7 protein-coding genes are annotated in these 8,071 nt (G+C 72.6%); 4 read left to right on the forward strand and 3 right to left on the reverse strand.

The window, feature by feature from the left end; translation table 11 throughout:
• Window positions 1-1,013: 1,013 nt before the first annotated feature.
• The 3 genes from ABT247_RS29475 to ABT247_RS29485 form a co-directional block, all read right to left on the reverse strand.
• Entirely contained in the window at window positions 1,014-1,700 is a 687-nt protein-coding gene (locus ABT247_RS29475; RefSeq protein ID WP_350748441.1) for a GOLPH3/VPS74 family protein, read from the reverse strand.
• 200 nt (window positions 1,701-1,900) lie between these two features.
• Window positions 1,901-2,881 carry a zinc-binding dehydrogenase gene (locus tag ABT247_RS29480; RefSeq protein ID WP_350748444.1) on the reverse strand — a complete coding sequence of 327 codons (981 nt, stop codon included), beginning with the start codon at window positions 2,879-2,881 and terminating at the stop codon, window positions 1,901-1,903.
• A gap of 84 nt (window positions 2,882-2,965) precedes the next feature.
• Complete coding sequence (locus tag ABT247_RS29485; RefSeq protein WP_350748446.1) at window positions 2,966-3,550, reverse strand: TetR/AcrR family transcriptional regulator; 585 nt, start codon at window positions 3,548-3,550, stop codon at window positions 2,966-2,968.
• 198 nt (window positions 3,551-3,748) lie between these two features.
• On the opposite strand from ABT247_RS29485, the gene ABT247_RS29490 reads away from it, so the two are divergent.
• The 4 genes from ABT247_RS29490 to ABT247_RS29505 are packed head-to-tail and all read left to right on the forward strand — an operon-like array spanning window position 3,749 to window position 8,006.
• Window positions 3,749-5,026 carry an ABC transporter substrate-binding protein gene (locus tag ABT247_RS29490; RefSeq protein WP_350748448.1) on the forward strand — a complete coding sequence of 426 codons (1,278 nt, stop codon included), beginning with the start codon at window positions 3,749-3,751 and terminating at the stop codon, window positions 5,024-5,026.
• A complete protein-coding gene (locus ABT247_RS29495) occupies window positions 5,023-5,955 on the forward strand; it encodes a carbohydrate ABC transporter permease (RefSeq protein WP_350748451.1) in 933 nt (310 codons plus the stop codon). Before ABT247_RS29490 ends, ABT247_RS29495 begins: the two co-directional genes overlap by 4 nt.
• Window positions 5,952-6,782, forward strand: coding sequence for a carbohydrate ABC transporter permease (locus tag ABT247_RS29500; RefSeq protein WP_350748454.1), 831 nt, complete (start codon window positions 5,952-5,954; stop codon window positions 6,780-6,782). The genes ABT247_RS29495 and ABT247_RS29500 overlap by 4 nt, the downstream gene beginning before the upstream one ends.
• Before the next feature lie 36 nt (window positions 6,783-6,818).
• Window positions 6,819-8,006, forward strand: a complete 1,188-nt coding sequence (locus ABT247_RS29505) for an ABC transporter ATP-binding protein (protein WP_350748456.1) — start codon at window positions 6,819-6,821, stop codon at window positions 8,004-8,006.
• Window positions 8,007-8,071 lie beyond the last annotated feature (65 nt).

Raw genomic sequence — 8,071 nt, forward strand, 5'->3', positions numbered from 1 at the left:
CGGCACCGCCGATCCGACCTCTGCACCCCCGACCCGCCCGGCGCGCCCCCCCGGTGGGCCGCCCCGCGCCCCCCGGCCGGCGCGGCCCCCGGGCCTACCAGGCGCCGAGAGGTCGGTGCAGGCCGGAACCAGCACTTCGCCGGTGCCGTCCAAGGTGGACGGATGTCAGCTGGACACCAGAACACCGGAGGCTCCCGCCATGAACCGACCCGCCGCCGTCGTGGCCGCCGTCCTGCTCCTCGGCCTCGCCACCGGAGCCTGCACGTCCGGAGCGGGCACCTCGACCCCACCGGCCTCGCCCGGCCGGAGCGCATCCGCGGATGCGACCGGCACTCCGAGCCCCACGCCCACCACCGCAGCCGGCCAGCCGGCTCCCGCTGCGGACGCCTCCCCGGCGGTCACCGCGCCGACCGTCCTTACAACCGGGGCCGGCCGCCCCGCCACGCCGAGCGGGGCACCGTCCGGTGAACCCGCCTCCAACCGGAGCCGTCCGCCCACGGCGACGAGCGCCGCCGCCAGCCCGCCACCGGCCGATGCCGAGAACCCGGTGGACCTCCAGCACCGCCCGGGCTCCGCCGCCTCGCAGTCAGCGCGCTGATGGCCAGTCATCGCGGTTAACGCACCCGGTACTTGAGGATCTCCGGAACGGGACCGGTGCCGCCGAGGCGGCGCCCCGCCCGGCCGGACGAGCGGCCAATGCCGTCCGGGTTGTCATGACTGAAACACCGTCGGACTGGGCATACCGTCGATAGCCCACCGACGGGCCCGGCTGAAGCTCCCCCACGAGCGCAACCGGGCCCTTGGCCGGCGACCGGGCCTGGACGTGACTCCCCCCACGGAGTGGCGGCCAGGCCCGCCTCTGTTCTACCAGCGACACGCAGCGTACATGTCATATCCACGTAACGCTACCGGGCGGCAGCGGACAACCCGACCTGGCCGGAAATCCCGGGTCGGCGGGCTCCAGGCGGCCGGCCGGGGCCGCCCGCCGGGACCGGGCCCCGGGCCGTCGCCCGTCAGCTCACGGCGGTCACGGCGGCCGTGGTGGTGGCGACGGTCGCCGCCGCGATGGCCGCGACGGCGACGTGCATGTTCCGGATCGCCTGACCGACGGACTCCGCCGCCCAGTCCCCCGCGGCTATCTCCGCGAAGCGCAGCTCGACCCGCGCCCGGGGGAGGTCGGCGAAGGCCAGACCGTGCAGCCGCGCAGCGTGCAGCAGCGCGATCAGGGTCGCGGTGCGGACGTCGGGCGTCTCGTGGTGCCGGATCACGGCGGTCAGTCGGCCCCGGAGTTCGCGCTCCACCGAGCCGTCCGCCTCCGGGTAGCGCCGGACCGGGAACAGCCCGAGGAGCCGGTGCCGCTCCTCGACGACCAGGCCGCGCTCGCACAGGCGCTGCACGGTGGCCCGGACGGCCGTGGCGTGGTCCTTGGTCAGCCAGTCCGTCGCCTTCGCCCTGTCGGGGCCCTTGCGCCCGACCCACTCGACGAGCCGCTCCAACCGCTCGTCGAGCAGCGGGTCACCGGTCGGGGTCCGGTCGGTGACGCTGATCCGGCCCCCGTCGAGCGCGACCCGGCCGGCCAGCGCGAGGTCGGCCAGGAGCCCTCCCGCCACCGCCCATCCGGCGCCCGAACTGTCCTTCGCCACACCGGACTCGTCGTCCAGCGAGAGCAGCATCAGCTCCTCGGCGAGGGTGACGTGCATGTGCCATTCCTTTCCCTGGTGCGAACCGGCCACCCGCAGCGCGCCTGCCAGCCGGCGCGCCCGGGTGTCCTCAGCCAGCAACGCCCACCCGGGCGGCTCGGTTCCCCGAGCCGCTCCCGACGGCCGGCGCGGCGCGGGCGGGCAGTTGTCGCCCCCTCAGCGACGGGCACGCCCGCACGGATCCGGGGTGGCACCCGGGGTCAGTCCACGGTGACGGCCATCTTGCCCAGCGCGCCGCCCGCCTCCATCACCCGGTGGGCTTCGACGATCTCGTCGAAACGGAAGACCCGCACCGGTCGCGCCCGGAAGGCCCCGGACTCGACCTTGGCGTAGATCGCCTGCAACGGGACCTCGGCGAGCGGGAACTCGGGGGTGCCCAGGACGAACGCGCTGCCGAAGAAGCTGAGCTGGACACCGGTCGGCAGGTCGGCGATCGGGTCGAAGTCGCGCACCGGCTCGAAGCCTCCGAGGAAGCCGAGCTGGCAGACCCGTCCGCGCGGGCGGACGGTGGCCAGGGAGTCCCGCAGGACGCTGTTGCCGACGAGGTCGAAGACCGCGTCGACCGGGGCGGTCGCCTTGTCGACCTGCGCGGCCAGGTGACCGTCGTCGACGAGGACGTCCTCGGCGCCGAGTTCCTTCAGGAGCGCGGTGTGCGCCGGGTTGCGGGTGGTGGCGAGCACGCGCGCGCCGTGGTCGACGGCGAGGTTGACGGCGGCCTGGCCGAGGGAGGAGGTCCCCCCGCGCACCAGGACGCGCTCGCCGGGGCGCAGGCCCAGGTTGCCGAACAGCCCGTACCAGGCCGTCGCGTAGACCTCGGGGACGGCCGCCAGGTCGGCCCACCCCAGCGGGGAGTCCACCGCGGCCACGTTGGCGGCCGGTACGGTGACCAGCTCGGCATAGCTGCCGTTGCGGGTGCGGCCCATGCCGCCGAGGATCGCGACGACGCGGGTCCCGGGGGCCAGCCGGCCCGACGGGTCGGCCTCGACCACACCGGCGCACTCGATGCCGGGGACGGCCGCGACCTCGCCCCAGGCCCCTGCGCGCATGTACGCCTCGGCGTGGTTGAGACCGAACGCCCTGACCCTGATCAGCACCTCGCCCTGCGCGGGCACGGGGTCGGGCAGGTCGGTGAGGTGCAGGACCTCGGGAGCGCCGTAGGAGGAGATGACGATGGCCTTCATGGACGGATCCGTTCTTGAATAGTGATTCAACTATCGGGCCGAACAAGAGGGCCACCGCATGCGGTGGCCCCTCGGGACGAGCGTCTAGACGAGGACGGCGAAGGCGTTGTCGACGATGGCGCGCAGGACCGCCGCATCGGGGTTCGCCTTCCCGACGACCATCAGCCCCTGGCAGGTCGCGACCAGCACCTTGGCGCTGCCGGCCGGGTCCACGCCGGCCCGCACCTCGCCCGCGTCGCGAGCGTTGCGCAGGGCGGTGGTCATGCAGGCCTCCAGGCGCGCCAGGTGCCCGCGCACGACGGCGGCCGCCTCGTCGTCCTCGGTCGCGTTCTCGATGGCGGTGTTCACCAGCAGGCACCCCTGCCGGCCCTCCGTGCTGAGCAGGTCCTGCACCAGCCCGTCGAAGTAGCCGCGCAGCGCGGCCAGCGAGGCGCCGGGCGCCGCCAGCTCGCCCAGCTTCTGCGGAACGACCAGCTTGGAGTACCGCTCCAGCGACTTCAGGAACAGCGCGTGCTTGCCGCCGGGGAAGACGCTGTAGAGGCTGCCGGGCTTGACCCCGGTCGCCTTGACGAGGTCCTCGACGGACGTGGCCCGGTAGCCCCGCCACCAGAAGCGCAGCATGGCCTGTTCCACCACGGCGTCGGGCTCGAACTCTCGGGGTCTGGGCATGCGGGAACCATATCTGAACACCCATTCAAGAACAAGGGTGTTCCGCGCCTCCGGCCCCGAGGAGCCGGGCCCGTGACCACCCGTCGGGTACTGCTCCGTTCGGCTGGCCGCCCCGCGTGGCGGGTCCGCCACCGGAGCACCGCCGCGCCGCGCCCGGCTACCGTCGTCCGGTCCGTCCCCCACAGATCCGGGAGAGCGATGCCGGGTACCCGCGCCCTCCGCTCACGGTGGTCCACCGCCGCCGCGGGCCTGCTCGTGCTCGCGCAGGCCCTGACGGGCTGCGGGAGCAGCGGACACGGCGGACCGGTCACGCTCAACTGGTACAACTTCCCGGACGACTCCGGCGCGCTCCAGCAGGCCGCCGACCGCTGCGGCCGGCAGTCCGGCGGCCGGTACACCATCAACTACAACAAGCTGCCGCGCGGCGCCGACGGGCAGCGGCAGCAACTCGTGCGCCGGATGGCCGCGCACGACACCGGGGTGGACATCCTCGGCCTGGACGTGACCTGGTCGGCGGAGTTCGCGGAGGCCGGCTGGATCCGCGAGTGGACCGGAGCCATGAAGGAGCAGGCCACCGCCGACACCCTGGACGCCGCCGTGCGGACCGCGACCTGGCAGGGCCGCCTGTTCGCCGCGCCGTACAACTCGAACACCCAGCTGCTCTGGTACCGGGACGACCTGGTGCCGAACCCGCCGGGGACCTGGTCGGAGATGCTCGCCCAGGCGGACGCGCTGGCCAAGGCGGGCAAGCCGCACTACGTCGAGATCCAGGGCGCCCAGTACGAGGGCCTGACGGTGTGGTTCAACACCCTGGTCACCAGCGCGGGCGGCTCCGTCCTCACCCCGGACGCGCAGGCACCCTCGCTCGGCGCCCCGGCGGTGCTGGCCGCGCAGGTGATGCACGACACCGCGACCTCGGCGGCCGCCGACCCGTCGCTGCCCAACCAGATGGAGGACCAGAACCGGCTGGCGATGGAGTCGGGAACGGCCGCGTTCGAACTCAACTACCCCTTCGTGTACCCGTCGATGAAGGCCAACCAGCCCGAGCTGTTCAAGCACTTCCGCTGGGCGCCCTACCCGGCGGTGCTGCCCGGCCGGCCGGCCACCGTCACCATCGGCGGGATCGACCTGGCCGTCGGCGCGTACGGCCGGCACCCGGACCTCGCCTTCGAGGCCACCCTGTGCCTGCGGGACCGCGGGAACCAGCTCACCAACGCGCTCAAGGGCGGCCTGCCGCCGTCGCTGCGCAGCCTGTACCAGGCCGCCGAGCTCACCGCGAGCTATCCGTTCGCCGCGGACGTGCTGGCCGCGCTGGACACCGCCAGCGTGCGGCCGCAGACCCCCGCGTACCAGAACGTCTCCATCGCGATCTCGCACGCCCTCTCCCCGCCCGCCGACATCCAACCGGAGAGCACCATGGCCGACGTCCGCCGGCAGATCCAGGACGCGCTCGGCTCCAAGGGGCTGATCCCGTGACACCTGCCACCGCCCTCGGCGATCCCGCCGCCAAGAAGGTCGCCGAGCGTTCCGAGGGCGCCCGCCAGGAGCGCCGGCTCGGCCTGCTGCTGTGCGCGCCCGCCGCCCTCGTGATGCTCGCCGTCACCGCCTACCCGATCGTCTACGCGATCTACCTCTCGCTCCAGCGCTACGACCTGCGGTTCCCCCAGCAGGCGCACTGGGTCGGTCTGGCCAACTACGGCGCGGTGCTCACCTCGAAGTTCTGGTGGCAGGCCCTGTGGGTCACCGTGCTGATCACCGTGGTCTCGGTGGCGATCGAGCTGGTGATCGGCCTGGCCCTCGCCCTGGTGATGCACCGCGCGGCGTTCGGGCGCGGCACCGTCCGCACCGCGGTCCTGGTCCCCTACGGCATCGTCACCGTGGTCGCCGCCTACTCCTGGCAGTACGCCTGGACGCCCGGCGTCGGCTACCTCGCCGCGCTCCTGCCGGAGGGCAGCGCCCCGCTGACCGACCAGTGGCAGGCGATCGGCCTGATCATCCTGGCCGAGGTGTGGAAGACCACGCCGTTCATGGCCCTGCTGCTGCTCGCGGGGCTGGCCCTGGTGCCGGAGGAGACCGTCCGGGCGGCCATGGTGGACGGCGCGACGTTCTGGCAGCGGCTGCGTCTGGTGGTCCTGCCCCTGATGAAGCCGGCGATCCTGGTCGCTCTGCTGTTCCGCACCCTGGACGCCTTCCGCGTGTTCGACAACATCTACGTGCTGACCGGCGGTTCCAACGACACCGGATCGGTGTCGATCCTCGGCTACGACAACCTGTTCACCGCCCTGAACCTGGGCATCGGGTCGGCGATCTCGGTGCTGATCTTCCTCTGCGTGGCCGTCATCGCCTTCGTCTTCATCAAGGTCTTCGGCGCCGCCGCGCCGGGTGGCGAGCCGGAGCGCCGATGAGCAACCGCACCCGCACCCTGACCAGCTGGGGCATCGCCAACCTGGTCGTCGTCCTGTACGCGCTGTTCCCGGTGTGGTGGATCGTGGCGCTCTCCTTCAAGGAGCCGAGCACCCTCACCGACGGCGACTTCATCCCGCGGAAGTGGACCTGGGAGAACTACCGGGGCATCTTCCGGACCTCCGAGTTCACCCGCGCGCTGGTCAACTCGATCGGCATCTCGGTGATCGCGACGACCGTCGCCGTCGTCCTCGGCACCATGGCCGCCTACGCAGTGGCGCGGCTGCGGTTCCCCGGCAAGCGGCTGCTGATCGGCGTCTCGCTGCTGATCGCCATGTTCCCGCCGATCTCGCTGGTCTCCCCGCTGTTCAACATCGAGCGGGTGCTGGGGATCTTCGACACCTGGGGCGGCCTGATCATCCCCTACATGACCTTCTCGCTGCCGCTGGCGATCTACACGCTGTCGGCGTTCTTCCGCGAGATCCCGTGGGACCTGGAGAAGGCGGCCAAGGTGGACGGCGCCACCCCGTGGCAGGCCTTCCGGCTGGTCATCGCCCCGCTGGCGGCGCCCGGCGTGTTCACCACGGGCATCCTCGTCTTCATCTTCTGCTGGAACGACTTCCTGTTCGCCATCTCCCTGACGTCGACCACCTCGGCCAGGACGGTGCCGGCGGCCATCGCCTTCTTCACCGGCAGCTCGCAGTTCCAGCAGCCGACCGGGTCCATCGCCGCCGCGGCGGTGGTCATCACCATCCCGATCGTGATCTTCGTCCTGCTGTTCCAGCGCCGTATCGTCGCCGGCCTCACCGCCGGCGCAGTCAAGGGATGAGTCCGCCCCCACCGGGCGGGACCAGGAAGGCGGACCGTGGCCGAGATCGTCCTCGACGGCATCACCAAGCGCTACCCCGACGGCGCGCTCGCCGTCCACGACTTCAACCTCACCGTCGCCGACGGGGAGTTCGTGATCCTGGTGGGCCCCTCCGGCTGCGGGAAGTCCACCACGCTCAACATGATCGCCGGGCTGGAGGACATCACCGAGGGCACCCTGCGCATCGCCGGGCAGGTCGTCAACGACCGGGCGCCCAAGGACCGCGACATCGCCATGGTGTTCCAGAGCTACGCGCTCTACCCCCACATGAGCGTGCGCGACAACATGGGCTTCGCGCTGCGCCTCGCCAAGGTGGACAAGGCCACCATTGCCGCCAAGGTCGAGGAGGCCGCCCGGATCCTCGACCTGACCCAGCACCTCGACCGCCGGCCGGCCAACCTTTCCGGCGGTCAGCGCCAGCGCGTCGCGATGGGCCGCGCCATCGTCCGGGACCCCAAGGCGTTCCTGATGGACGAGCCGCTGTCCAACCTCGACGCCAAGCTCCGGGTCCAGATGCGCACCCAGATCGCCGCCCTCCAGCGGCGCCTGGGCACCACCACCGTCTACGTCACCCACGACCAGGTCGAGGCGATGACCCTCGGCGACCGGGTGGTCGTCATGCGCGCCGGCGTCGTCCAGCAGGTCGGCTCGCCGGAGCACCTCTACGACACGCCGGTGAACCTCTTCGTCGCCGGCTTCATCGGCTCGCCCGGCATGAACTTCCTCGCCGCCACCCTGGAACACGGCGCCCTGCGCACCTCCCTCGGCGACCTGCCCGTCGACGACCGCACGCGCCGCGCGCTGGAGCGGGCGGACGCGCCGCGCGACGTCATCGTGGGCATCCGCCCCGAGGACTTCGAGGACGCCGCCCTCGTCGAGGGCCACGACGAGCGTTCCGTGTGCACCGTCACCGTGGACGTCCGGGAATCCGTCGGCTCCGACGTGTACGTGCACTTCACCGAGGCCGGCGGGCCGGCGCACTCCGAGGAGCTCGCCGAGATCGCCGTCGACTCCGGCCGCGCCGACACCGGCATGAGCGAGCACCGCATCGTCGCCCGGCTCAACACCGCGACCCGCGCCACCGAGGGCGCCCGCCTGGACCTGGCGATCGACACCTCCCGCCTCCACGTGTTCGACCCGCGCAACGGGGCCAACCTGACCCGCGTGCCCGACGCCCCGCGGTGACCGCGCCCGGGTCGAGGACCCGTCCCCGAGCGCTCGCCCGTCCCCGTTCGCGGGGCGGGCGGGCG

This window comes from Kitasatospora sp. NPDC001539 (genome assembly GCF_040298565.1).
Taxonomy (GTDB): domain Bacteria; phylum Actinomycetota; class Actinomycetes; order Streptomycetales; family Streptomycetaceae; genus Kitasatospora.